General features: G+C 60.6%; 23 protein-coding genes. 12 read left to right on the top strand and 11 right to left on the bottom strand.

Annotated elements, in window-relative coordinates:
- Nucleotides 1–137: 137 nt before the first annotated feature.
- Nucleotides 138–1,379 carry a M20/M25/M40 family metallo-hydrolase gene (locus ACEN9A_RS09995; RefSeq protein WP_019649286.1) on the bottom strand — a complete coding sequence of 414 codons (1,242 nt, stop codon included), beginning with the start codon at nucleotides 1,377–1,379 and terminating at the stop codon, nucleotides 138–140.
- A 286-nt stretch (nucleotides 1,380–1,665) separates the two neighbouring features.
- Nucleotides 1,666–2,739 (bottom strand): diguanylate cyclase, encoded by a 1,074-nt coding sequence (locus ACEN9A_RS09990; protein WP_258673373.1) that lies wholly within the window; start codon nucleotides 2,737–2,739, stop codon nucleotides 1,666–1,668.
- A gap of 260 nt (nucleotides 2,740–2,999) precedes the next feature.
- On the opposite strand from ACEN9A_RS09990, the gene ACEN9A_RS09985 reads away from it, so the two are divergent.
- The 5 genes from ACEN9A_RS09985 (at nucleotide 3,000) to hglS (ending at nucleotide 9,433) form a co-directional block, all read left to right on the top strand.
- Nucleotides 3,000–3,944, top strand: coding sequence for an alpha/beta fold hydrolase (locus ACEN9A_RS09985; RefSeq protein WP_018928038.1), 945 nt, complete (start codon nucleotides 3,000–3,002; stop codon nucleotides 3,942–3,944).
- A gap of 200 nt (nucleotides 3,945–4,144) precedes the next feature.
- Entirely contained in the window at nucleotides 4,145–5,644 is a 1,500-nt protein-coding gene (glcD, locus tag ACEN9A_RS09980; protein WP_258673370.1) for a glycolate oxidase subunit GlcD, read from the top strand.
- Nucleotides 5,644–6,693 carry a glycolate oxidase subunit GlcE gene (gene glcE / locus ACEN9A_RS09975; protein WP_258673368.1) on the top strand — a complete coding sequence of 350 codons (1,050 nt, stop codon included), beginning with the start codon at nucleotides 5,644–5,646 and terminating at the stop codon, nucleotides 6,691–6,693. Before glcD ends, glcE begins: the two co-directional genes overlap by 1 nt.
- A 1-nt stretch (nucleotide 6,694) precedes the next feature.
- Entirely contained in the window at nucleotides 6,695–7,912 is a 1,218-nt protein-coding gene (gene glcF / locus ACEN9A_RS09970; RefSeq protein WP_258673366.1) for a glycolate oxidase subunit GlcF, read from the top strand.
- Between the two features lie 129 nt (nucleotides 7,913–8,041).
- Nucleotides 8,042–9,433 (top strand): 2-oxoadipate dioxygenase/decarboxylase HglS, encoded by a 1,392-nt coding sequence (hglS, locus tag ACEN9A_RS09965; RefSeq protein WP_258673364.1) that lies wholly within the window; start codon nucleotides 8,042–8,044, stop codon nucleotides 9,431–9,433.
- A gap of 121 nt (nucleotides 9,434–9,554) precedes the next feature.
- On the opposite strand, the gene ACEN9A_RS09960 is transcribed toward hglS, so the two are convergent.
- Nucleotides 9,555–10,346, bottom strand: coding sequence for a tellurite resistance TerB family protein (locus tag ACEN9A_RS09960; RefSeq protein WP_258673361.1), 792 nt, complete (start codon nucleotides 10,344–10,346; stop codon nucleotides 9,555–9,557).
- A 107-nt stretch (nucleotides 10,347–10,453) separates the two neighbouring features.
- On the opposite strand from ACEN9A_RS09960, the gene ACEN9A_RS09955 reads away from it, so the two are divergent.
- The 3 genes from ACEN9A_RS09955 to ACEN9A_RS09945 all read left to right on the top strand — a co-directional run bounded on the left by ACEN9A_RS09955 (nucleotide 10,454) and on the right by ACEN9A_RS09945 (nucleotide 12,137).
- Nucleotides 10,454–10,819 (top strand): VOC family protein, encoded by a 366-nt coding sequence (locus tag ACEN9A_RS09955; protein WP_064617017.1) that lies wholly within the window; start codon nucleotides 10,454–10,456, stop codon nucleotides 10,817–10,819.
- Between the two features lie 197 nt (nucleotides 10,820–11,016).
- Entirely contained in the window at nucleotides 11,017–11,739 is a 723-nt protein-coding gene (pcsA, locus tag ACEN9A_RS09950; RefSeq protein WP_026345825.1) for a phosphatidylcholine synthase, read from the top strand.
- Between the two features lie 11 nt (nucleotides 11,740–11,750).
- Nucleotides 11,751–12,137, top strand: coding sequence for a DUF488 domain-containing protein (locus tag ACEN9A_RS09945; protein ID WP_258673359.1), 387 nt, complete (start codon nucleotides 11,751–11,753; stop codon nucleotides 12,135–12,137).
- Here ACEN9A_RS09945 and cuyB read toward each other — a convergent pair.
- Both cuyB and ACEN9A_RS09935 read right to left on the bottom strand, forming a co-directional pair.
- Nucleotides 12,134–13,633, bottom strand: coding sequence for a cysteate racemase (gene cuyB / locus ACEN9A_RS09940; RefSeq protein ID WP_258673357.1), 1,500 nt, complete (start codon nucleotides 13,631–13,633; stop codon nucleotides 12,134–12,136). The two genes, ACEN9A_RS09945 and cuyB, sit on opposite strands and share 4 nt — an antisense overlap.
- 11 nt (nucleotides 13,634–13,644) lie before the next feature.
- On the bottom strand, nucleotides 13,645–14,937 hold the full coding sequence (locus tag ACEN9A_RS09935; protein WP_019649297.1) for a dicarboxylate/amino acid:cation symporter: 1,293 nt from the start codon (nucleotides 14,935–14,937) through the stop codon (nucleotides 13,645–13,647).
- 233 nt (nucleotides 14,938–15,170) lie between these two features.
- Between ACEN9A_RS09935 and ACEN9A_RS09930 the strand changes: the two genes are divergently transcribed.
- Both ACEN9A_RS09930 and ACEN9A_RS09925 read left to right on the top strand, forming a co-directional pair.
- Nucleotides 15,171–16,106 carry a LysR substrate-binding domain-containing protein gene (locus ACEN9A_RS09930; RefSeq protein ID WP_258673354.1) on the top strand — a complete coding sequence of 312 codons (936 nt, stop codon included), beginning with the start codon at nucleotides 15,171–15,173 and terminating at the stop codon, nucleotides 16,104–16,106.
- Between the two features lie 79 nt (nucleotides 16,107–16,185).
- On the top strand, nucleotides 16,186–17,112 hold the full coding sequence (locus ACEN9A_RS09925; RefSeq protein ID WP_019649299.1) for a universal stress protein: 927 nt from the start codon (nucleotides 16,186–16,188) through the stop codon (nucleotides 17,110–17,112).
- A 93-nt stretch (nucleotides 17,113–17,205) separates the two neighbouring features.
- Here ACEN9A_RS09925 and ACEN9A_RS09920 read toward each other — a convergent pair whose 3' ends face one another.
- From ACEN9A_RS09920 to ACEN9A_RS09900, 5 genes are all read right to left on the bottom strand, one after another.
- On the bottom strand, nucleotides 17,206–18,018 hold the full coding sequence (locus ACEN9A_RS09920) for a class I SAM-dependent methyltransferase (protein WP_019649300.1): 813 nt from the start codon (nucleotides 18,016–18,018) through the stop codon (nucleotides 17,206–17,208).
- 37 nt (nucleotides 18,019–18,055) lie between these two features.
- Nucleotides 18,056–18,328 (bottom strand): DUF4242 domain-containing protein, encoded by a 273-nt coding sequence (locus ACEN9A_RS09915; protein WP_258673350.1) that lies wholly within the window; start codon nucleotides 18,326–18,328, stop codon nucleotides 18,056–18,058.
- A gap of 185 nt (nucleotides 18,329–18,513) precedes the next feature.
- Nucleotides 18,514–19,722 carry a cytochrome c biogenesis protein DipZ gene (locus ACEN9A_RS09910; RefSeq protein WP_258673348.1) on the bottom strand — a complete coding sequence of 403 codons (1,209 nt, stop codon included), beginning with the start codon at nucleotides 19,720–19,722 and terminating at the stop codon, nucleotides 18,514–18,516.
- An 88-nt stretch (nucleotides 19,723–19,810) separates the two neighbouring features.
- On the bottom strand, nucleotides 19,811–20,041 hold the full coding sequence (locus ACEN9A_RS09905) for a hypothetical protein (RefSeq protein ID WP_086945476.1): 231 nt from the start codon (nucleotides 20,039–20,041) through the stop codon (nucleotides 19,811–19,813).
- Nucleotides 20,042–20,091: 50 nt separating this feature from the next.
- On the bottom strand, nucleotides 20,092–20,355 hold the full coding sequence (locus ACEN9A_RS09900; RefSeq protein ID WP_019649304.1) for a DUF2790 domain-containing protein: 264 nt from the start codon (nucleotides 20,353–20,355) through the stop codon (nucleotides 20,092–20,094).
- Nucleotides 20,356–20,672: 317 nt separating this feature from the next.
- Here ACEN9A_RS09900 and ACEN9A_RS09895 point away from each other — a divergent pair, with 317 nt between their 5' ends.
- Entirely contained in the window at nucleotides 20,673–21,413 is a 741-nt protein-coding gene (locus ACEN9A_RS09895; RefSeq protein WP_026345826.1) for a response regulator, read from the top strand.
- On the top strand, nucleotides 21,410–22,720 hold the full coding sequence (locus tag ACEN9A_RS09890) for an ATP-binding protein (protein ID WP_258673342.1): 1,311 nt from the start codon (nucleotides 21,410–21,412) through the stop codon (nucleotides 22,718–22,720). The genes ACEN9A_RS09895 and ACEN9A_RS09890 overlap by 4 nt, the downstream gene beginning before the upstream one ends.
- 202 nt (nucleotides 22,721–22,922) lie before the next feature.
- On the opposite strand, the gene ACEN9A_RS09885 is transcribed toward ACEN9A_RS09890, so the two are convergent.
- The gene (locus ACEN9A_RS09885; protein WP_258673338.1) at nucleotides 22,923–23,246 is read right to left on the bottom strand and encodes a hypothetical protein; all 324 of its coding nucleotides are present in this window, start codon (nucleotides 23,244–23,246) and stop codon (nucleotides 22,923–22,925) included.
- Nucleotides 23,247–23,341 lie beyond the last annotated feature (95 nt).

Raw genomic sequence — 23,341 nt, 5'->3', positions numbered from 1 at the left:
GGGAGCTTGCTCCCGCTGGGTCGCGAAGCGGCCCCAAAGCTTTGCGACTGCTGCGCAGTCGAGCGGGACGGTGCGGCGATCCGACAAGCTCCCTCGCCACAGGTGCCTGCACCCGATTGTGGAGGTGATCTGGCCGATTACCGCTTGGCCAACTCCATAATCATCCGCGACAGCAAATAAATCCGCGGCGCCACGCTTTCGACCTCGGCGTACTCCTCAGGCGTGTGGATATTGCCGCCGACAATCCCAAACCCGTCCAGCGTCGGCGTACCAACACCCGCGGACAAACTCGCATCTGCCGCCCCGCCGCTGCCTTCTTCCGTCAACTTGCGGCCAATTTCGCCGTAAATGCCTTGAGCCATAGCCATCAAGCGATCCGATTCCGCCGTTTGCGGCATCGGTGGCAAGCCGCGCTTGAGGCTGGTGGTGACTTGCGTATCGGCAATCAGTTTGTCCTTCGACACCCGCGCCAGGTCCTTTTCGATCCGGTCGAATTCCTCCGGCACCGCCGCCCGCACGTCAGCCTTGGCCGTGGCCTGATCCGGAATCACGTTGGTGCGGTCGCCGGCCTTGAGCACGGTGAAGTTGATGGTGGTTTTCTTCGCTTCATCGCCCAGTTTGCCGAGTTGCAAAATCTGGTGCGCGGCTTCCATGGCAGCGTTACGCCCCAATTCCGGGGCAACGCCCGCATGCGCAGCCTTGCCTTTGACCTCGACCACGGCGGTAGCACTGCCTTTGCGCCAGACCACCAGGCCATCGGCCGGGCGGCCGGGTTCGAGGTTGAGGGTCACGTCGTGGGCCTTGGCGGTTTTCTTGATCAGGTCGGTGGCGACGTCCGAGCCGGTTTCTTCACTGGCATCTAGCAGGAAGGTGATCTGCGCGTAGTCCTTGAAGTCGAGGTTCTTGAGGATTTTCAGCGCGTAGATCCCGGCGACGATGCCGCCCTTGTCATCCATCACGCCTGGCCCATAGGCGCGGCCGTCCTTGATGTGGAACGGGCGCTCGGTGGCGGAGCCTTCCTTGAACACGGTGTCCATGTGCGCCATCAGCAGGATCTTCGCCTTGCCGGTGCCTTTGAGGGTAGCCAGCACATGGTTGCTCTCGTCCGGGGTGTTGGGCACCAGTTCGATGGTGGCACCGAGCTTCTTCAACTCTTCGATGGCGATGTCACTCACCTGGGTCAGGCCCGGTTCATAGCCGGAGCCGGAGTCGATGTTCACCAACCGTTCCAGCAGTTTCAAGGCTTCAGCCTTGTACTGTTCAGCATCGGCGAGGACTTGTTTGTGGGGTTCGGCGAAGGCTGCCGGGGTGAAGGTGCCTAGGGCGAGGGTCAGGCCAAGGCTGGTGGCCAGGAGGGAGCGCGGGAGCTTGAACGTCATGAATCGATCCTTGTTTCGTGTCGGGGGTCCTGAAACCCTACCTGACTACGACACAAGGCTCTACACCGGATGCGACACATACAAACCTGCATGACCACACATTCCCTGTGGGAGCGGACCTGTGGCGAGGGGGCTTGCCCCCGTTGGGGAGCGAAGCGCCCCTGAAACCAGTCACCGCGATCTTGAATTAGAAAGCGGTGACCGGTTTTACGACTGCTTCGCAGCCGAACGGGGGCAAGCCCCCTCGCCACAGGTCCGCTCCCACGGGTGATGTGTGCATATTGGGTTACACAGAATCAAGCAACTCTTTACGCGGCTTGCCGTCGCCATGGCAAATGACGCGGTTACGGCCGGTGCTCTTGGCTTCGTAGAGCGCCTGGTCGGCGTCGTTGAGCCACAGGGTCGCTTCGTCGTGGGCCGGGTTGAAGGCCGCCAGGCCGATGCTCAAGCTGACCTTCAGCGCCGGGTTCTGCTCGTAACCCAACGTGGCGAAACGAGCACGCAGCGCATCCATCGCCACGGCGGCGCGCTCCAGCGGCAGGTCCGGCAGCAGCACGCAGAATTCGTCGCCACCATAGCGGCCGGCGACATCGGCAGCCCGCAGGTTCTGCTTGAGGATTTTGCTCAACTGACGCAAGACGATGTCCCCGGCGACATGGCCGTAGGTGTCGTTGATGGTCTTGAAATGATCGATGTCGATCAACGCAATCGCCCCGCCCTTCTGCTGGCGCCGGCAACGCTGAAACTCGATTTCCAGCTGGTCTTTCCAGGCGCCGTGATTCAGCAGGCCAGTCAGGCTGTCGGTGCGGCTCAGGGCTAGCAACTCGCGCTTGTGTCGGCCGAGAGTGTGGGCCTGACGGAAGCAGATCCAGCCCAGGGACATCGGATAAATCGACAGTAAAGGTAAACAGGCGTATAGCTGAAATGGACTGGTTTGCGGGACAAAAGCCGGCATGAACACCAGCAGCCCGAGGCCGATCCCGAGCACCTGCACAACGGCGCCCACCAACAGAAAACGCAAGCCACCGATGGCCACGTTGTGCATCGCCATCATCGACAGCGTAGCTGCGCTGGGCAGCGGATTGAACTGCATGGCGGCAACCCAGAAACCGCCAAGAAACGCGTCCACCAGAATGTTGCGGTGTTCAGCGTGATAAGGAATTTTCGCCCGACGCGCCCATTGATAGGCCACATGCGGCCAGATGACGCCGTTGAACAGCATCACCACCCAGACCCAGGGCGCGGGGTCGAGTGGATACATCCCTGCACCGACACACAATAGTCCAAGGGCCAGACCCAGGATGCGCGACCCATAAAGCCTCCTGGCCAATGAAAGTCCCTTTCCTCCCTTTTTTTCCATAGAGGCCTCTGTACTACTGAACCGAGCCTGACATCACATGGGTGAAAGTGATTGAAGTCTATCAGGGGAACGGCGAATAGCCATCACCGGATGACGGTCTGACAGCTGGTAGCTCCAATAGTGTGGCATCGCGATGAGGCGAGTGCCCAATGTTTGTCTATACATGAAGTAAGGGATCGATAAACCACGATAAACAGGAGGCCGCTGCAGAGGCTCCGCCAACCACCCTCCGTCCTGATCACTGCAAAAGGAATAGCCCGATGCTTTTGTTGGTTGTCGCTATCGCCGTTTTCGCGGCCTGGAGCTGGTTGAGCTACCCGGCCATCGGTTACTGGCTCTATGACTTGAACATGGCGCTGGAGGCCCGGCTGTATCGGTTGCACAAGCTTATCGTGCCGATCACCGAAATGACCGTCTCGACCTGGCAAGGCGGCCCCTACGAAGCCTCCAGCAACATACTGATGCTGCACGGCTACAGCGCCGACAAGAATATCTGGCTGCGCTTCGCCCGGCATTTCGTCAACGACTACCGGGTGATCATCCCCGACCTCGCCGGCCATGGCGAAACTGGCTTCAAGGCCGGTGGCGGTTATGACATTCCGGTCCAGGCCAAGCGGTTGATCCAGTTGCTCGATGTCTGCGGGGTCGAGAAGGTGCATGTGATCGGCAATTCCATGGGCGGCTACATCGCGGCATGGCTGGCGGTCAATTACCCCGAGCGTATCGTTTCACTGGCGCTGCTCGATCCGGCCGGCGTCACTGCCCCGGAACCCAGCGACATGGAGCGCCACCTGGCTCGCGGCCATAACCCGTTCCTGATTCATTCCCGTGAAGAGTTTCAGCATTTCTACGCCATGACCATGGCTTCGCCGCCATGGGTACCGGGGATCGTGCTGGACGCTGTCGCCCAGCGCTATGAACAGCAGCGCGATGAGCTGGAAGAAATCTTCAGGGACTTCCGGGCCAGCCCGCCGATGGAGCCAAAACTGCCCGATATCAAATGCCCGGCGCTGCTGCTTTGGGGGCGCAAGGACCGCTTGATCGACGTTAGCAGCGTGCCCGTCTGGAGCAAGGGCATCGCCGATCTGCGGGTGGAAATCTGGGACGGAGTCGGCCACATGCCGATGGTTGAGCAGCCGACCAAAACCGCACGCTTGTACCGGGAGTTTTTGCGGGCGCATCACATGACCCCCACCGCCTCGTAGCAGCTGTCGAGCCCTGGCGAGGCTGCGTTCGGCTGCGTAGCAGTCGTCAAACCAGAGCTTGCAGTGCATCAGGCAAACCGCGTCAGCCGGATTTACGACTGCTACGCAGCCGAACGCAGCCTCGCAGGCTCGGCAGCTGCTACGGAGGGTTGGCGGATAATTGGGGGGAGATGCTCGGCGATTCATACGAGGCGCGATTGATGAACATTCTTTACGACGAACGCATCGACGGCGCCCTGCCCAATGTCGACAAGGCCGTGTTGCTCAAGGCCTTGCAACAGGAGGTGCCGGACCTGGACATCCTCTGGCGCGAGGAAGAACTCAAGCCCTACGAATGCGACGGTCTCTCGGCCTATCGCACCACGCCGATGCTGGTGGCCCTGCCCCGACATCTTGAACAGGTGCAGGCACTGCTCAAGCTCTGCCATGCCCGGAATGTGCCGGTGGTGGCACGTGGGGCCGGCACCGGGTTGTCCGGCGGTGCGCTGCCGCTGGACAAAGGCGTGTTGCTGGTGATGGTGCGATTCAACAACATCTTGCACATCGACCCCGCCGCCCGCACCGCACGGGTCCAGCCAGGGGTGCGCAACCTGGCGATTTCCCAGGCAGCGGCGCCCTTCGGTTTGTATTACGCACCGGACCCGTCCTCGCAAATCGCCTGTTCCATCGGCGGCAACGTCGCGGAAAACGCCGGTGGCGTGCATTGCCTCAAGTACGGCCTGACCGTGCACAACCTGCTGAAACTCGAAATCCTGACCCTTGAAGGCGAACACCTGACCCTCGGCGCCGACTCGCTGGACGCACCGGGGTTTGACCTGCTGGCGCTGTTCACCGGCTCCGAAGGCTTGCTGGGGATCATCACCGAAGTCACGGTCAAACTGCTACCCAAACCCCAGGTCGCCAAAGTCCTGCTGGCCAGTTTCGATTCCGTGGAAAAGGCCGGTCGCGCGGTGGCCGAGATCATCGCGGCCGGGATCATACCCGGCGGCCTGGAAATGATGGACAACCTGGCGATCCGCGCCGCTGAAGACTTCATCCACGCCGGTTACCCGGTGGACGCCGAAGCGATCCTGCTGTGCGAACTGGACGGCGTCGAAGCCGATGTCCATGACGACTGCGAGCGAGTCCGCGAGGTGCTGCAACAGGCCGGCGCCAGCGAGGTGCGCCAGGCGCGGGACGAGGCCGAGCGCGTGCGGTTCTGGGCCGGGCGCAAAAACGCCTTCCCGGCCATCGGCCGACTTTCGCCTGATTACTACTGCATGGACGGCACCATCCCCCGCCGCGAACTGCCCGGCGTGCTCAAGGGCATCGCCAGTCTGGCGCAAGAATATGGCTTGCGGGTGGCCAACGTGTTTCACGCCGGCGACGGCAACATGCACCCGCTGATCCTGTTCGACGCCAACCAGCCCGGCGAACTGGAACGGGCCGAAGCCTTCGGCGGCAAGATCCTCGAACTGTGCGTGAAAGTCGGCGGCAGCATCACCGGCGAGCACGGCGTGGGCCGGGAGAAAATCAATCAAATGTGCGCGCAGTTCAACAGTGACGAGTTGACCTTGTTTCACGCGGTGAAAGCCGCGTTTGACCCGCAGGGGCTGCTCAACCCCGGCAAGAACATCCCGACCCTGCACCGCTGCGCGGAATTCGGCGCGATGCACATCCATGCCGGGCAGCTGCCGTTCCCTGAGCTGGAGCGTTTCTGATGGCGGATTTCGATGCCAGTGAAGCCCTGCTCGATCAGGTCAGGCAGGCGCTGGAAAACGCCACACCGCTGCGTATTCAGGGAGGTAACACCAAGGCGTTTCTCGGCCGTGAAGTGGCCGGCGAAGTGCTCGACACCCGCGCCCACTGCGGCATCGTCAGCTATGACCCGACGGAACTGGTGATCAGCGTTCGCGCCGGCACACCGCTGAGCGAACTGTTTGCCGCGCTGGATGCCGCGGGGCAAATGTTGCCCTGCGAGCCGCCGTCGTTCGGCGAAGGCGCCACGGTCGGCGGGATGATCGCCGCGGGGCTGTCCGGGCCGCGGCGCCCATGGGCCGGCTCAGTGCGGGACTTTGTCCTCGGTACGCGGGTGATCAGCGGCCTGGGCACTCACCTGCGCTTTGGCGGCGAAGTGATGAAAAACGTCGCCGGTTATGACCTGTCGCGCCTGATGGTCGGCAGTTACGGTTGCCTCGGCGTGCTGACTGAAGTCTCGCTCAAGGTGCTGCCCAAACCCCGGCAATGCCTGAGCATCAGCCTGGACATCGACTGCGCCCGCGCCTTGGCCAATCTGGCGCAATGGGGCCAGCAACCGCTGCCCATCAGCGCCGCCAGCCACGACGGCCAGCGTTTGTACCTGCGTCTGGAAGGCGGCGAAGGCTCGGTCACGGCGGCCCATCAACGGCTCGGCGGCGAACCGATGGACTCCGCTTATTGGTCCGACCTGAACGAACAACGACTAGACTTTTTCAATGAAGGCCTGCCGCTGTGGCGCTTGTCATTGCCCAACAACCTCGGGCCACTGGACTTGCCCGGCGAGCAGTTGATCGACTGGGGTGGCGCGCAACGCTGGTTGAAATCAGCAGCCGATAACATTCAATCACTGGCTCAGCAGCACGGCGGCCATGCCACCTGTTTCAGCCATGGCGTCACAGAAATGCCTTTCCAGCCCCTGGCCCCGGCGCTGCTGCGCTATCACCGGCAACTCAAGGCGCAACTGGACCCGCAAGGGTTGTTCAACCCCGGTCGGATGTACGCGGAGCTGTAAGATGCAAACCAATCTCAGCGAAGAGGCCCGACAACTGCCCCGCGCCGAAGAAGCGGACAAGATCCTGCGCACCTGCGTGCACTGCGGATTTTGCAACGCTACATGCCCGACCTATCAACTGCTCGGCGACGAACTGGACGGGCCACGCGGGCGCATCTACCTGATCAAGCAAGTGCTCGAAGGCGCCCCCGCCACGGCACAGGCACAATTGCACCTGGACCGCTGCCTGACCTGCCGCAACTGCGAAACCACCTGCCCGTCCGGGGTGGATTATCACAACCTGCTGGACATTGGCCGCGCCGTAATCGATCAAGCGGTGCCACGCCCGGCCAGTCAACGACTGTTGCGTCAGGGCCTGCGGGCATTGGCGCCGAACCCGAACCTGTTCAAGACCCTGCTGCAGATCGGCGCCACTTTCCGGCCGTTGCTGCCACGGGGTGTTGAGGCGAAGTTACCCCGCGACCTCCCTGCTCCGGGCGAACGCCCTGTCCCTCGGCATGCACGCCGGGTGTTGATGCTCGAAGGCTGCGTACAACCCGGTCTGTCACCGAACACCAACGCCGCGACGGCGCGGGTGCTGGATCGGCTGGGAATCAGCGTGATTGCGGTGCCGGAAGCCGGCTGCTGCGGCGCGCTGGACTATCACCTCGACGCCCAAGCTGCGGGCCTGGACCGCGCCCGACGCAACATCGACGCTTGGTGGCCGCACCTGGAAAGCGGCGCCGAAGCCATCGTGCAAACCGCCAGCGGCTGCGGCGCATTCATCAAGGATTACGGGCATCTGCTGGAGCGCGACCCGGTTTATGCGGCGAAGGCCCGGCGGGTCAGCGAACTGGCGCTGGACCTGGTGCAAGTGCTGGCCGATGAGCCGTTGGAGCGAGTCTGCGCCGCCACCGACCGACGGATCGCCTTTCACTGCCCCTGCACCTTGCAGCACGCACAGAAACTCGGCGGCGCGGTCGAGGCCGTGCTGACGCGGTTGGGCTTCAATCTCACAGCTGTGCCCGACAGTCATTTGTGCTGCGGCTCAGCCGGCACTTATTCGATCACCCAGCCGGAGCTGGCCCGGCAACTGCGCGACAACAAACTCAACGCCCTGGAAAGCGGCCACCCAGAAGTCATCGCCACCGCCAACATCGGCTGCCAGAGCCACCTCAACAGCGCCGGGCGCACCCCAGTCAGGCACTGGATCGAATTGGTGGACCAAGTGCTGCGTTGACCGAGCAGCCTGAGTGGCAAGAACAGTCCTTGGCAGAATGAAGTTCGTCAGAAACTTCGTTTGTCGGCGCCGCCGAAGGCTGCGATCTTTTCCAGCATCCGTTACGTCACTGCGCCAGGAATTTTTTTCATGAGCCACCCGAATTTCGTCAGCCCTGACCTGATCCGCCAACGCTTCTCCAAAGCGATGTCCGACATGTACCGCGAAGAAGTGCCGCTGTACGGCGCGCTGATGGAACTGGTGGAACAGACCAACCGCCGCGTGCTGGACAGCGACCCGCAAATCGCCCGACAGCTGCACAGCACCGGGGAAATCCAGCGGCTGGACCTGGAGCGCCACGGTGCAATCCGCGTCGGCACCGCCACTGAACTGGCGACCCTCGCCCGCCTGTTCGCGGTGATGGGCATGCAACCGGTGGGCTATTACGACCTGACCCCGGCCGGCGTGCCGGTGCATTCCACTGCATTCCGTGCCGTGCATGAGGCGGCGTTGCAGGTCAGCCCCTTCCGGGTGTTCACCTCGCTGCTGCGCCTGGAACTGATCGAAGACACCGAACTGCGGGCCTTTGCCCAGTCGGTACTGGACCAGCGTTCAATCTTCACCCCGGCAGCGCTGACGCTCATCGAACGCGCCGAAACCCAGGGCGGCTTGACCGAATACGAGGCGCAGGACTTCGTCGCCCAAGCCCTGGAAACCTTCCGCTGGCACCACAGCGCCACCGTCACCGCCGAACAGTACCAACAACTCAGCGCCCAGCATCGACTGATCGCCGACGTGGTGGCGTTCAAAGGCCCGCACATTAACCACCTGACGCCGCGCACCCTGGACATCGACATCGTCCAGGCACAAATGCCCGCCCACGGCATTACCCCCAAAGCGGTGATCGAAGGCCCACCCCGCCGCCAATGCCCGATTCTGCTGCGTCAAACCAGCTTCAAGGCGCTGGACGAGCCGATTGCTTTTACCGATCAAGCCGAGATGCGTGGCAGCCACAGCGCCCGCTTCGGTGAAATAGAACAACGCGGCGCAGCGCTCACGCCCAAGGGTCGGGCGCTTTACGACCGCTTGCTCAATGCTGCCCGGGATGAACTCAAGGAATTCCCCAACGAAGCCAATGCCGCACGCTACAACGCGCTAATGACCCAGCACTTTGGCGAATTCCCTGACACCGTTGAGGACATGCGCCAACAGGAACTGGCGTACTTTCGCTACTTCGTGACGGAAAAAGGCCTGGCGGCGGATGATCTGAACGGCGCGTCGCTGGAAGATTTGCTCCACGACGGGTATGTGCGGGTAGAACCGCTGGTGTACGAAGATTTCCTGCCGGTCAGTGCGGCGGGGATTTTTCAGTCGAACCTGGGGGACGCGGCGCAAACCCACTATGGTGTGCATTCGAACCAACAGGCGTTCGAAAAGGCGTTGGGGCGGTCGACGATTGATGAGTTGGGCTTGTATGCCGAGACGCAGCGGCGATCGATCGAAGAGTGTTTTGCAGCATTGGGTTTGAAGGTTACCGATTAGGCGTTATGGCCGCGAAAAGATCGCAGCCCTGCGGCAGCTCCTGCAGGAATACGTATTTCATGCAGGAGGGGCCGCCCCGTCGTTCGTCGCGTCGTTGCAGGCACGGCACGTTTTCGACCTTTTAAGCCGCACCGCCCTTGGCCTGTTGCTCCAGGTGCAGTTGCAGCTCTGGATCGATCTTCAGCGCAGCAGCCAGTTCATCCAGATAATTGCGCTCGGCGTCCTGCTGATCGTCCACCAGCATCACGCTGGCCAGGTACATCTCGGCGGCCATGCCCGGATCCTGGGCGGACTGCGCCACATCGGCGGCGTCCAGCGGCCGAGCGACTTCGTCATCGAGCCATTGTTGCAATTGCGGGTCGTCGGTATGGCGGCCGATTTCGGTGCTGATCATTTGTTTCTCGGCGTCGTCGATACGGCCGTCGGCCTTGGCGGCGGCGATCAAGGCGCGAAGGATGGCGTGACTGTGGTCTTCGATTTCCGGACCGGATAACAGATCAACGGTACGCGGCGCCTGTTGTGGTGCCGAGGCCTGGTTGCGTTGCCATGCCTGATAGGCCTGGAACGCCATCATCCCCAAAGAAGCCAACGCCGCATAGTTGGTGCCGCCCGAGCGCATCTGGCTTGAACCGCCCAAAGGGGAACCGCCGCCCAACAGACCACCGAGCAAACCTCCCAAACCTCCGCCCCCAGCACCGCCACCCGCGCTGCCACCCAACAGGCCACCGAGCAAGCCACCCAAATCGCCCAAGCCGCCCAAGCCGCCTTGAGTCGACGTCGCACCACCACCTTGTTGCGACAACGAGCCCTGGCCGGCTCGCAGTAATTGCTCAAGCAAATCGCTGGTGTTCATGACGACGTCCTCATTGATGGGCAGAAACTCAGTCAGGCAACGATAGTCCTCGCCGGACATTCCGCCAACTCCGTCTGGCTGACGTCAAAAGGTGCCCCTTCACACTGCTGACAGAAACTGACAGCGCCTCCTTTTATGCTGCGTCCACCTTCTAATGGAGCAACCCCATGATCACTCCCCGTTTCATTTTGCTTTTCGTGGACAACCCCGCCGTCAGTGCACGGTTTTATGAGTTTCTGCTGGAGCGCAAGCCCGTGGAAGAGTCGCCGACCTTCGCCCTGTTTGTCCTGGACGACGGCTATAAACTGGGGCTCTGGTCGCGGCATACCGCCGAACCTGCAACGACTGTAACGGGCGGCGGAACCGAGCTGGCGTTCCCGGTGGAGTCTGCCGAACAGGTCGATGCACTGTTTGCCAAGTGGAGCGCTCTAGGGCTGACCATGCTGCAAACGCCGACAGAGCTCGACTTCGGTCGCACCTTCGTCGCCCTTGACCCGGATAACCATCGGCTGCGGGTGTTCTTTCCTCATTAAGCTGACAACACAGGCAGACAACGCTCATGACGTACCCCGGATATTTCCGGGGTATTTTTTTGTGCGGCGTCTAAGATTCAAGGGTGGTGAACCTTATCCTCGAAAATCCGGTCGATACCTGCAACCCGATCCGGTTTGCCGACGCCCTCAATAGCAGGGTGATAACTGGCTTGCTTCATTTTCTGGAGAACGCCCCCGTGATATCCACCGTACACATCGCCAGGCTCAAAGCATGGGGCGCCCATGGTTTTACCGCCACCGGCGTGGTCACTGCCTTCCTCGCGACCCTCGCCCTGCTGGAGAACCAGCCCACCCATTGCCTGCTGTGGCTGGGCGTGGCGCTGATCGTCGACGGGCTGGACGGCGCGCTGGCACGCAAGGTCAACGTGCAATCGGTGCTGCCGAGTTTCGACGGCTCGATCCTCGATCTGGTGATCGACTACCTGACCTATGTGTTTATTCCGGCGCTATTCATCTACCGTTACATCCCGTTGCCGGACTACACCCTGCTGCTGACCGTGTCGCTGATTCTGGTGTCGTCGCTGTTCTGCTTCTGCAACGTCAACATGAAGAGCAAGGACAACTACTTCCAGGGCTTCCCCGCCGCATGGAACGTGGTTGCGTTGTGCCTGTACATCATCGGTCCGTCGCCGTGGATAACGTTGCTCACCGTGATCGGCCTGGCGCTGTTGACCGTGACCCGAATGAAATTCCTGCACCCGTTCCGCGTGCGCCGCTTCATGCCGATCAACATTGCCGTGACGGCCATCTGGTTGCTGTGCAGCTTGTCGCTGGTGCTCAACCATCCGGTCATCAACCCATTGGTGATGAGCCTGTGGCTGCTGATGTCGGCGTACTTCCTGGGGATCTGCATCTGGCGCACGGCGCTGGAGTGGTTCGACGGCTCGCGGCTCAAATAGGCACTGCAATCATGCCCATCCATATCGTGCGACTCGGCGCACCCCGCACCACGAATGAAGGCCTGCGCCTGGGCACGGTACGCCGCCCGCCCCGTGGTGTACCGAAGGCCGAATTCGCCAGCCGCGACTTCTATGATGTGTGGCAACCGCTGCTGTCCCCCAGCCCCGAACTGGTGGCCGAAGCCAAGGCGGCAGAAGATGCCAAAGCCTGGGAGAGCTTCAAGCGCAAGTTCAAGGCCGAGATGAACCATCCCGCGCCCAGTCAGCTGCTGGACCTGCTGGCCGCCCTCTCCCATCAAACCTCACTGGCCGTGGGGTGTTACTGCGAAGACGAAGCACACTGCCACCGTTCCGTATTACGGGAGTTGCTGGAGGCTCGGGGCGCAAAGGTTGTTTAGCCAAGATGCAGATTTGATCGCTCGCCCGAATGTTCACGGGCAAGCTGAATACACTTCATAGCCAGAATGGTCGTCGGGTCGATCAATGCCACTTGATGCCCCTTGATCATGAAGGCCTCGCTATGCTGCAGCACCAGCGGCAACTCCGTACATCCCAGGATGAGCACATCGGCGCCCAGTTCACACAGGTGCTCGGCGGCGATCAGGAGTTGGTCCCTGCAAAGGCCCTCTGTGAACCCGGCCTTGATCCCGAGCGCCCCATAAATCGCATCCATGACCAATGCCTGGTAATCCACACCGGGGGCGATTATGTGCAGCCCGGCCCGCCGGGCGGCCTCGTGGTAGACCTGTCTCTTGATCGTGCCCGACGTCGCCAGCAGCCCGACTGTTTTCCCGGCGCCGTACTGCTGAACGATGGCCTCTACCGTCTCGGCAAGCATGTTCACAATGGGTACGCGCAAGTGTGCCTGGATGCGCTCGACGAATGCGTGGGCGGTGTTGCACGGGATCGCAATCGCATTGGCTCCGGCGCTTTCAAGCCGCTTGCAGGTGGCATACATCGCCATCGTCGGATCGGTTTCGTCATTCAGCAAATTGGCGGTGCGATCAGGAATCTGGGGGTTTTGTTCGACCACCATCTTGATGTGCTCTTGGTCACGGCCGGCCGGTGTATGCGCAACCACCTTGCCCATGAAATCGACCGTTGCCGCAGGCCCCACCCCGCCTACGATCCCAAGCTTGAAGGGTGGGCGATTCGACTGACCTTTCTGCTGGGTCGCGAAGCCGGCATAAATCTCATTGATATCCAACACCGTGATGCCCCGCCGCTGCAGGTCGCCGCAGACCAACGAAAGCTCGGTCATGCCCGGCAAGACCATCGTGGCCCCCTGCTCCTGAAGCGACAGACAGGCCTGATACACACATTCCAGCGGTACACCGTCAAGGTATCCATCCTTGATGCCGTTAACGCCATACATCGCTTCCATCAACCCCGATTGTTCGTCAGCACCTGGATAAACAAGCTTGAAGTCGCTGCCGAAATAGCGCTCGAACATGCCGCAGTGGCGAACATAGTCTGAGGCGAGAATGCCCAATGCACTGCCGGGTTCAGCGACATGATCTATGTGCCTGCGCAATGCGGCCATCATGTCCAGAACCGGTATGCCTATCTCCTCCTGGATCTCTTCGCGGAAGGTGTGGCTGGCAAAACACGGCAGTACGATCGCGCTGACCCCGCTGGCCTCGAAGGTCTGACAGACCTGGAAAACATAGAACTTTCTCGAGGTCATGCTCGCGCCCCGGTCCAATGGCATCAGGACATCTTTGAACGGGTGCTGTTCGAACAGAAAGTGATAGCGGCCTTGATCCTCGAGCACCGCCCTGGACTTCACCAATTTGTAGAACAGATCGCCGCCGGCCAGTGAGCCAAGCCCGCCAACGATCCCCAGTTTGCGTACAAACGACGACTCACGGGACAGCTTCGATTCAGCTTTCATGGTGATAACTCTCAGGCAGTGGCTACAGTGCGAACAGGATGTGGGGATGCCTCGGTTTGAGGGACGTCGTCCGACTCCTCGCAAGGCTCCGATTTAGCGACCACTGCCGTTGCGATGCTATTGCCCACCACGTTGGTGGCAGTCCTGGCCATATCGAGGAATTGATCGATGCCGAGGATCAGCAAAATGCCCGCTTCCGGCAGATTGAACATGGGCAACGTCGCCGCGACGACAACCACCGAAGCCCGGGCTACACCTGCCATGCCCTTGCTGGTCACCATCAGCGTCAACAAGATGAGAAGTTGCTGTGTGAGGCTCAAGTCAACGTTGTAAGCCTGGGCAATGAACATGATCGCGAAGGCTTGATACATCATCGAACCGTCGAGATTGAATGAATACCCCAGTGGAAGTACGAAGCTGGATACGCGCTTCGGTGCGCCGAACTTCTCCAGCGCCTCCATGGTTTTTGGATAGGCGGACTCACTGCTGGCCGTCGAGAATGCCAACAGCACGGGTTCTCGGATCAACTTGCCCAGCGTAAATACCGAACGCCCCAGAAACAGGTAGCCAGCAGCGAACAACACGCCCCACAGAATCACAATGCCCAGGTAGAACTCGGCAATCAGTTTTCCGTAATCGACCAGCAACCCGAGACCTTGGGTGGTGATGGCCGAAGCGATGGCGGCAAAGACACCGATCGGTGCAAGCGCCATGACATAGTCGGTGATCTTGAACATCACCTTCGCCAGCTCTTCAATGTTGTCGGTGATCTTTGTGTAGCCGGCGCGCTTGACACCTGCCAACGCGAAACCGAAGAACAGCGAGAACACTACAATTTGCAGAATCTCGTTGTTGGCCATGGCTTCAGCAATGCTGCGAGGGAATACGTGGCTGATGAACACCTTGAGGCTGAAGTCCCCCGTGTTTACCGCTATCGGTGCCGCGCCGGCCTGAGTCGCCTGAAGATCCAGGCCTGCGCCTGGCTGGAAAAGGTTCACCAGCAACATGCCGATCAACAACGAAATCACTGAAGCGGAAACGAACCAGGCCATCGCCCTCGCCCCGATCCGTCCTACCGATCGGGAATTGCCCATGCTGGCAATACCGCCGACCAATGTGGCGAAAACCAAAGGTGCGATGATCATCTTGATCAAGCGCAGGAAAATGTCCGTCACCATTGAGAAGTAAGAGGCGATTTCTTTGGCGGCTTTCTCATCCGCTGAAAAATGATGGCAAGCCCAACCTACGATGACGCCCATCGCGATGCCGATCGCGATCTGGCGGGGTAAATTACTTTTTTTCACGGTGCTTTCCTCAAGTGATGTTGTAGCTTTTTTTACTTGGCAGAAGACAAGACTGGAATGACCCGATGCTTTGCGGCAGCGGGGCTACAGCACCGATTCTAAGGACGCCATTGGCGCGGGATGATGAGTAATCACCATAGGGTGATGCGTTTTTGGAATAGTTTGCGAAATACCCTCAATGGCTCCATTGCACCGCAGTAAACTCTTCGCCAGAGACGCGATGAGGAGCCAGCATGCAAACCAAATGGTTGGACGATCTTCTGGCAATTGCCGAATGGAAGAACTTTTCTCGCGCCGCCGAAGTGCGTTGCGTCACGCAGTCCGCGCTGTCTCGGCGCATTCGTTCACTTGAGGAATGGGTGGGAGCCGAACTGGTGGATCGCGGCACCTATCCTGTCCAACTGACTCAAGCGGGCCGCAGCTTTTGTGAAGAGGGGCGCGAGGCTTTGTCGGCGTTGCTGCAATTGCGACTGGCTCTTCGCGAAGGAGAAAGAATGCCGGGGCGCTCGATTCAGGTCACCGCCGGGCACAGTCTTTCAATGACATTTCTGCCTAAGTGGCTCACCCAGTTTCAACAGCAGAATGAGCCCTTCAATGCTCGCGTGGTGGCGGCGAATATCCACGATGCGGTGATTGCGCTGGAGGAAGGTAGCTGCGATTTGATGATCGTCTACCACCATCCCCTCGCCCCGATCCAGCTCGCCCCCGAGAAGTTCGGCAGTTTGACCCTGGGGCACGATTCGTTTGTTCCGCTGTGCGCGCCGGACAAGAACGGCAAACCCTTGCATCGGCTACCGGGGACGGCCGCCAAGCCAGTGCCGCACCTGGCGTATACCGCGACCACCTTTTTGGGGCGCGTGGCCGATATCGTCATCAAGAATGCGCCGACGGCTTGCGTGCTTGATCGTTGCTTTGAGGCGGACATGGCCATGTTGCTGATGAGAATGGCGATCGAGGGCTACGGCGTTGCCTGGTTGCCCTTGAGCGCCGTGACCGATGAGCTGGAGCGAGGGCAATTGGTGCTGGCCGGCGGCGATGAGTGGAAGACCCGGCTGGAGATACGTTCGTATTGTTCGATCGCCAATCAAAACCCGACGATGCGCGACCTTTGGAAAACGCTTGAAGTCGCATCGCGAGCAGGCCCATTCGAGCGACCAGACGCCCCTTAGACTGATCATGGTCAATAATCAAAGGATTGAGATGTATCGAACGACCACCGTCTGCTCGCTTACCCACGGGAGGTTTGTCATGTCTGGTCAACCGCGCTTCATGCTGGTCGCCTCACCGCTGATGGAACACAGCCCCGCCTTCGACCGGGCCGCGATGCTGGCCAAGGCCGAGGGGGCGGCCCTGCACATCGTGGCCTTCGACTATCTGGAAGGCCTGGCGACCGCCAGCCTGGTCAACGAAAAGGCCATGGAGCAGATGCGCTTGGGCTATGTCGAGCGCCACCGCCAGTGGCTTGAAGAACAGGCCCACCCCTTGCGCAAGATAGGTGTGAACGTCACCACCGAGGTGGCCTGGGTCGAGAATCCGCTGGAGGAGATCCTGATTCACCTCAAAGAGCAGCCGATGGACGTACTGATCAAGGCGCTGGATCATCCATCGCGGCTGTCGCGGCTGGTGTTTACCCCCCTCGACGTGCATTTGTTGCGTGAATGCCCGGTGCCGCTGCATTTCGTCAGCCATGCCACTCGCGCGTTGCCGCGCAAGATCGTCGCGGCGATCGACCCGTTTCACCGCGATGATCAATACAACAGTTTCAACGACCGGATCCTTCACGAAGCCTCAAAACTGGCGAGCGCCTGCAATGCCGAACTCAATGTGGTCTACGCCTATGACCTTTCATCCATCAGCGCGGATGAGTTCAACTTCTACAACGGTTCGGCGCTTTTCTCTTCGGACCAGGTCAAGACCCTGTTCGACCTCCAGGAGAATGCCTTCAACGAACTGGCCGCGCGCAACGGCATCGCGCCGGAGCAGCGGCACATGATCATGGGCAACCCCACCAAGGTACTGACCCACTACACCGAGACCCATGATGTGGATGTGATCGTCATGGGCCGGATCGGCCATCGCGGCATGGGCCGGTTGATCGGCAGCACGGTGGAGCATGTGCTGTACAAAATGCCATGCAGCGTGTGGGTGGTGTACACCGAGTCACTGGATGAGTGACTGCAACGGCTGAATACCAAATTGTGCACATACCTTTGTGGGCGCGCCCCCTCGCCACAGGGGTCGCGCACACGGGGATTTTGTGTTCTCGACTCAGCGCCGGGTGATCACCACCTCCAGGTATTCGCTTGGCACCACCAGCGACCTCTCCCCCGCTCGGTTCAGGCGATTGAGCAGTTCCGTCAGGTCGTTTTCCAGGGCGGCGGCCCCTTCAGGCGGCAGGGTCGCAAAGGCCTTGTGAACCGGGCCATACCAGGTGCGGAAGGTGTCGATGAAATGAGCGGCCGAGCGGTAGCGGAAGTTGAACAACCGCCGTGTGACCTGGAGCAGAAAGTCGCGCTGGTCGAACTGTGAGTGCAACCACGCTTCGGAGCCCCAGTTGGAAGGCGGCTGAGCCCCGGCGGGTGGCGGCATGTGGCGCCCCAGCACCTTGAACATCTGCCCGACGAAGCCTTCAGGCGTCCAGTTGGCAAGGCCTATCCGGCCTCCCGGGCGGCACACCCGCGCCAATTCCGCGGCAGCCTTTGGCTGATCCGGGGTAAACATCACCCCAAAGGTCGAGAGCACGGCATCGAAACTGGCGTCCTCGAAAGGTAGCGCCTCGGCGTCGGCCACCTGAAAGGTCACGTTCAGGTGTTCCGCCCGTGCCCGGTCTTCGCCACGCTCAAGCAGCTTGGCCACATAGTCGGTGGACGTGACCTTACAACCCCGGCGCGCAGCGGCAAGCGTGGCATTACCGTTGCCCGCAGCGACGTCCAGCACGAGCTCATCGCAGAGCAGGTCGCAGGCTTCAGCCAGTTGTTCGCCGACGATCTGTAAAGTGGTGCCGATCACGGCGTAGTCGCCGCTGGCCCACGCAGTCATCTGACGGTTTTTCAGGGCGGTGAGATCAATGGGTGTGCTCATGAAGTCTGCTCCGCTGCGGGTTGGAACGGGTCTCGGCTTACTCCGCCGTGGTGGGGTCGATGATGCTCATGACTCGGGAAACGCTGTTGATCGGAAAGCCACCTTGTTTGGCATGCTCCCTGATGAGCTCCTCGCTCGGCGCGATGTACACGCAATAAATCTTGTCGCCCGTGACGTAACTCTGCTGCCATTGCACTTGCGGCCCCAACCCGCGCAACACATCGCAGGATTTTTGCGAGATCGCTTTGAGTTCCTGTTGCGCCAGTGCGCCGGCTCCCGGAAGCTCGCGTTCAATAATGAACTTAGGCATAACCCTCTCCCTTTCATGATTGTGATGGCAGGATCGCAAGTGACCCCGTCCACAAACTAAAGCTGCCGGACAGGTATCCGTCCTGCCCGGTCGTCCGGCAGACTCACGAAATGCAACGATCTCCGATGCATGGTCATGCATCTGTAACGCTGGATTAACAGGTCGGCTTGCTTTACCGAAACGTGTTACGCAGCAGGCGTCTTGGCCTCTTCCAACAGCTGCCGGATCATCTGCTCCTGAGTCTCGTAGCGACCCTCGCCGAAGTGGCTGTAACGCACCTGCCCCTTGGCATCGATCAGGTAGTGAGCCGGCCAGTATTGGTTGTCGAAGGCGCGCCAGATCGCGTAGTTGTTGTCGATCGCCACCGGGTAGGTGATACCGAGTTTTTTCACCTGATCGCGAACGTTGTCGAGGATGCGTTCGTAACCGTATTCCGGGGTGTGCACGCCGATCACCACCAGGCCGTCCTTTTCATATTTTTTCGCCCAGTCCTTCACGTAGGGCAAGGTGTGCTGGCAGTTGATGCAGTCATAGGTCCAGAAATCCACCAGCACCACCTTGCCGCGCAGGGAGTCGTTGCTCAGCGCTGGCGAGTTGAGCCATTCGACCGCGCCGGAGAGTGACGGCATCGCACCTTTGGCCGCGTCCATCGGGTCGGCCTTGACCTTGCTGACCAGGTAATCGACCACTTTCGGCACGGTTTCCAGCACCTGCTGTTCCACCGAGGTAACACCTTCGGAGGAGGTGCCGGCGAGCAGTCTGTTATCGGTTCCGGTGGCAATGACCGCCGCCGCGACCAACACCCCGGCACCGGCGCCGCGACGCAGCCAACCGGTGACCGGAATCGACGGTTTCAAGCGATTGACCAGGCCGCGACCGGCGAAGATCAAGGTGCCCAGTGACAACGCGCTGCCCAGGCCATACGCCACCAGCAGCAGACTGGTCTGAGCGTTGGCGCCTTGCAGCATGGCGCCGGTGAGGATCACCCCGAGGATCGGCCCGGCACACGGAGCCCAGAGCAGACCGGTGGCGACGCCAATCATCACCGAGCCCAGCGGGCCGGACATTTTGCGAGTGTTGGGGTCGAGGCGATTGCCCAGCAACACGAACGGCCGCGCCAGCCAGCCGCCGATGCGCGCGGAGATCAGCGACAGCGCAAACAGCACCATCACGATCAGCGCCACATGGCGGCCGGTGTTGTTGGCTTGTATCACCCAATCGCTGCTGACCACGGCCAGGCTGGAGATCAGGGCGAAGGTCAGGGCCATGCCACCGAGGGTGAGCAGGATCGAGGTGCGTGTGCGTTTAACACCGGCAAACAGAAACGGCACGACCGGGAGGATGCAGGGGCTGAGGACGGTCAAAATGCCGCCCAGGAATGCGATGAGAAACATGGGGATCACCTTGAATATACGAGTCCGATGTGGGAGCGAGCCTGCTCCCACACTGGGAATATTGAGTTCATCAGAACAGTGCCTGGCTTCAAGCCATCTGGTTTTCCAACTGCTGGCCCTGTGGCGTCCGGCTGTAACCGTTCTCTGCAAGCAATTGCCCCTGCGGTGTGCGGCTGGAACCATCCTCAGCCACCAGCGGCGTCAGTTGGAAGCAGGTGCTGCTGCCACAGCTGCTCTGTTCAACAGCCGCGTTGGCATGCGCGGCGACGCCGGCTACGGAAAAGACGATGGCGGTCAAAAAGCGGGTGACGTTGTTCATGGAGTTATTCCTGTTTCAAAAAAGGGATTGATAACGGGTGAGCAAAGGACTCAGTTGTCTTCGTTGCAGTTGTCAGCGAATTTGCGGTAATCAAGGGCCTGGGTTTTGCCTTGGGAATCCAGGTAGGTCATCCGCGCATTCACAATCCCGCAGGAAGGCGTGGCGTCCTCTTTCATCGACAGCACTTTCTGGATGTCCAGGTGCGTGCCATAGGTGTAGGTTTGCGGGGTGACATTGGCTTCGGCCCGGGCCGACAAGGTGCAGATGTTCAGGGCGGCAAACAGGCAGGCGGCGTAGACGGCTTTGGTATTCATGGTGGTTTCCTCGGGGCTTCAATGGGTCAATCGTTGCCAAATCGTTGATGGGGCCGAGGCGGTTTGGGTTTGCCTCGATGGAAGCCATTAGAAGCCCGAGAGGTATCCCGTCTGTGTCTGGAACAGGCGCGAGTAAATTGCTTTGTATCAGCACCGGCCGGCGATACACAGCGATACAAACCCCCTGAAACCGGCTGTTTTTGCGTCCCCGTGTATCCGCCGACAGGCCAGATACACTGCAATACAAACCGCTGCGGGCGAGCGAGCCTTGACTCGGTAGACTGCGCGAAAACTCCTACTCAAGAGGCATGGCGACCATGGAACACGTCGATCACATTCTCATCGTGGACGATGACCGCGAGATCCGGGAACTGGTAGGCAATTACCTGAAGAAGAACGGCCTGCGCACCACCGTGGTGGCAGATGGACGGCAGATGCGCGCGTTTCTGGAGACCACGCCGGTGGACCTGATCGTGCTCGACATCATGATGCCGGGCGACGATGGCCTGCTGCTCTGCCGTGAGCTGCGCGCCGGCAAACACAAGGCCACGCCGGTGCTGATGCTCACCGCGCGCAACGATGAAACCGACCGCATCATCGGCCTGGAAATGGGCGCCGACGACTACCTGGTCAAACCGTTCGCCGCCCGCGAACTGCTCGCCCGGATCAACGCCGTGCTGCGCCGCACGCGGATGCTGCCGCCGAATCTGGTGATCACCGAAAGCGGTCGCCTGCTGGGGTTCGGTCGCTGGCGCCTGGACACCTCGGCCCGGCATCTGCTGGACCAGGACGGCACCATGGTCGCCCTCAGCGGCGCGGAATATCGTTTGCTGCGGGTGTTCCTCGATCATCCTCAGCGGGTGCTCAATCGCGACCAGTTGCTCAACCTGACTCAAGGTCGCGACGCCGATCTGTTTGACCGCTCCATCGATTTGCTGGTCAGCCGCTTGCGTCAGCGCCTGCTCGACGACGCCCGGGAACCGGCCTACATCAAGACCGTACGCAGCGAAGGCTATGTGTTTTCCCTGCCGGTGGAAGTGCTCGGTGCGCCGTCATGAACCTTGCGCTGCACTGGCCCCGCACGCTGGCCTCGCGGCTGTCGCTGATTTTCCTGATCGGCCTGATCCTCGCCCAGGCGCTGTCCTTTGGCGCGCAGTACTACGAGCGTTATGAAAGTGCGAAAAATACGATGTTGGGCAATCTGGAAACCGACGTCTCGACGTCCCTCGCCATCCTCGACCGCTTGCCGGCCGACGAGCGCGCGAATTGGTTGCAGCGCCTGGAACGCACCAACTATGGTTATCTGCTGAATGAAGGTTCACCCGGCACACCGATGGCGCCCAGCGATGTGCCGATTGCAGTCCCCTCGATTCAGGACGCCATCGGCCATGAGTATCCGCTGACTTTTACCGACATCCCCGGTCCGAAGAAACACTTCCAGGCCCACCTGAAATTGAAGGACGGCAGCCCCGTCACGATCGACGTGCGACCCGCGATGGTACCGTTGTCGCCGTGGTTGCCGGCGGTATTGCTGGGGCAACTGGCGCTGCTGATCGCCTGCACCTGGCTGGCCGTGAGAATCGCCATCCGCCCGCTCACCCGTCTGGCCCAAGCGGTGGAAACCCTCGACCCCAACGCTCATGCCGTGCACCTCGATGAAAAAGGCCCGACCGAAGTCGCCTACGCCGCCAGGGCATTCAATGCCATGCAAGCGCGTATCGCGGCGTATCTCAAGGAACGCATGCAACTGTTGGCGGCGATTTCCCACGACCTGCAGACCCCGATCACGCGCATGAAACTGCGTGCCGAATTCATGGACGACTCCAGTGAAAAAGACAAACTGTGGAACGACCTCGGCGAGATGGAACACCTGGTGCGCGAAGGCGTGGCCTACGCCCGCAGTATCCATGGCGCCACCGAGGAAAGTCGCCGCACCGATCTGGATTCGTTCCTCGACAGCCTGGTGTTCGACTATCAGGACATGGGCAAAGACGTGCAGCTGGGCGGCAAAAGCGCCGCAGTGATCGACACCCGGCCCCATGCCTTGCGGCGAGTGCTGGTTAACCTGGTAGACAACGCGTTGAAATTCGCTGGCGCGGCTGAGTTGTGGGTGGAAACGAAGGCCGACGGCAGCTTGTCGGTGAAGGTCATGGACCGAGGGCCGGGGATTGCCGAAGAGCAATTGGCCCAGGTGATGCAGCCGTTCTACCGCGTGGAGAATTCGCGTAATCGCAGCACCGGCGGGACCGGCTTGGGGTTGGCGATTGCCCAGCAATTGGCGCTGGCGATTGGCGGGGCGCTGACCTTGAGCAATCGCGTGGATGGTGGGTTGTGTGCGGAGCTCAAGTTACCGAAGCCCCAATAAGCACCGCCCATCCAATGTAGGTGTGGTGTTTGGGGGATTGTGTGCAGTCAGGCCCTTGTGGCGAGGGAGCTTGCTCCCGCTGGGCTGCGCAGCAGCCCCAAAACCTACACCACGGATTAGCCAGACACACCGCAGAATTCGGTTTACGACTGCTGCGCAGCCCAACGGGAGCAAGCTCCCTCGCCACAAAAGCCACTCGACGTTATTCCGAAGGCCGGGCCCGCAACCGCCGCCCCACCACATCCAGCACATCGCAGCCATCGCGCAATGGAATGGCACAGAGCAAAGCAAAATCACTGAGAATGAAGGATTCGCACTCGACTGAACCGCGCATCGACATGTTCTCAAGCACCTGAGTGACTGCGCGAATTCGATAGCTGGCAGTGTCATACAAAACATCGATCGGCGCGTGGGTATCGACGAACAGGGTGGGCATGTCGGTGCAGTTGCCGGTGAGGGCCATGAAGCGGTTGTTGGGGTGGGGGATTGGTTTTTCGTAGGGTAGATCTGGCGTTAGCGTCGTCATTTGTAATTTCCATGAGTATGAATATGAGCTGCCAACGCACCCTCCTACAGGTTTGGGTGGCAGCCATGCGCAGGAGTAGGAGTACCGAGCACTCA

Source organism: Pseudomonas sp. Pseusp18, from assembly GCF_059506005.1.
The sequence above is the reverse complement of the archived record's forward strand: the minus strand, read 5'-3'. Positions and strand labels throughout refer to the sequence as shown.